Below are 1859 nucleotides of genomic sequence, written 5' to 3' on the forward strand. Positions count from 1 at the left end.
GTACGGACTGAATCGAGGACTCAGAGAGAAAGCGCGGCTGAGCCACGCTGACAGCAAGGATTAAGAGCACCAGGGCGATGGCGATAGGGAGTTCACGACGGGGCATTGGTTTGCATTGTACCAAAACTAATCGGGAACCTATTCAAACGACTACCGTTTAGAGCTGTAATGTGTCCCAATTCTATTGAAGCCTCTTTGCACAGAGAATCCACGCCATCCTGTCGCACCGAAGATGTTGAGGTTGCACGGCGGCTCAATAAGAAACACGGGACGAGCTACTACTTCGCTACCTGGCTTTTTCCGGGGCACCTGCGCGAGGCGACTTTTGCCCTCTACGCCTTCTTCCGGGTTCCCGATGAGTTTGTGGACAACAAGGCTTCCGGGCAGGCGGGCGCGGAGCAGGCGGGTGCACTTCTCAAGAGCTGGCGGGCCGACTGGCAGCAAGCCTACCAGCAGCGCGACTCCTCCGATCCGGTGCTGCGGCTCAACGCTGAGGTCTTCCACCGCTACCAGATTCCCTACAGCTACAGCGAGGTGTTTCTGGCAGCTATGTTCCGCGATCTCTCCGACACGCGCTACGGCACTTATGCGGACTTAGAGAGCTACATGTACGGCTCCGCCGCCGTGGTGGGGCTGATGATGAGTCATGTGATTGGCTTCTCCGATCCGGTGGCGCTGGAGTACGCCAAAAAACTGGGCTATGCCATGCAGCTCACCAATTTCCTGCGCGACATTGACGAGGACTTTGTGGAGCGTGGGCGCATCTATCTGCCGCTGGACGAGCTGGCGCGATTCGGGGTGCGCGAGGAGCAGTTTGCCGAGCGTCGCTTCGATAAAAATTTCCAGACCCTGATGCAGTTCCAGACAGAGCGTGCCCATCGGCTCTACGACCAAGCCAACCCAGGGATTGAGCTACTGCGTCCCGAGGGGCGACGTGCGGTTCGAGTGGCAAGCGCTCTTTACCGTGCAATTCTTACCAAGCTGGAGAAGCAGGGCTACAATCCTTTTGTGGGGCGCGCTCGCACGAGCCCTCTAGAGAAGGTACAACGCACCATGAGAGTTTGGAATGGTTAAGCAAGTAAATCAAAGCGCCATTGTGGTCGGGGGCGGCATTGGCGGGCTGGGAAGCGCTTGTCTGCTGGCAAAAGCGGGCTACCAGGTGGATCTCTACGAAAAAAACGAGATCCTGGGAGGCTCGGCAGGGATTTTTTCCGCCGAGGGTTTTACGTTTGACATGGGGCCAAGCTGGTATCTCATGCCCGATGTCTTTGAGAACTTTTTCTCGCTTCTCGGCGAAAAAGTTGAGGATCACCTAGAGCTGGTTAAACTCGGGCCGTCGTACCAGATTTTCTTTAAAGACCGGGGCAAGAAAGTCAGTTTGTACTCCGACCTAGAGCGTGACATTCCGACGCTAGAGGCCATCGAGCCTGGCTGTGGCGTGGCGCTGCGTGAATATTTAGAGCGCTCCAAGTTCCAGTACGAGATCGCACTTGCTGGGTTCATGTACAAAAACTACGACACGGTCTTTGATTTCTTCAATAAACAAACTATGCTTCAAGGCCCGAAGCTGCATGTTTTTGAGAAGATGAATAAGTATGTTGAGCGGTTTTTCTCCACCGATGAGATGCAAAAAATCATGGAGTACCAGCTTGTGTTTCTGGGCTCCTCGCCCTACGACACGCCCGCGCTCTACAATATTATGAGCCATATTGACTTTAATATGGGCGTTTATTATCCGATGGGCGGCATCCATGAGATCCCGAAGGCCTTTGTGCGAATCGGGGGAAAATACGGTGCCCGTTTTCATACGAGCTCTCCGGCAGCCAAAATATTGACAGAGAAGGGAAAAGCCGTTGGGG

General features: G+C 54.5%; 2 protein-coding genes. Both read left to right on the forward strand.

The window, feature by feature from the left end; translation table 11 throughout:
• Positions 1-195 precede the first annotated feature (195 nt).
• Positions 196-1074 (forward strand): phytoene/squalene synthase family protein, encoded by an 879-nt coding sequence (locus ACH2EH_RS08525; RefSeq protein ID WP_395140764.1) that lies wholly within the window; start codon positions 196-198, stop codon positions 1072-1074.
• The coding region (locus tag ACH2EH_RS08530; protein WP_395140766.1) for a phytoene desaturase family protein at positions 1067-1859 on the forward strand (793 nt) is incomplete at its 3' end. The genes ACH2EH_RS08525 and ACH2EH_RS08530, both read left to right, overlap by 8 nt.

The organism is Armatimonas sp. (genome assembly GCF_043760365.1).
Taxonomy (GTDB): domain Bacteria; phylum Armatimonadota; class Armatimonadia; order Armatimonadales; family Armatimonadaceae; genus Armatimonas.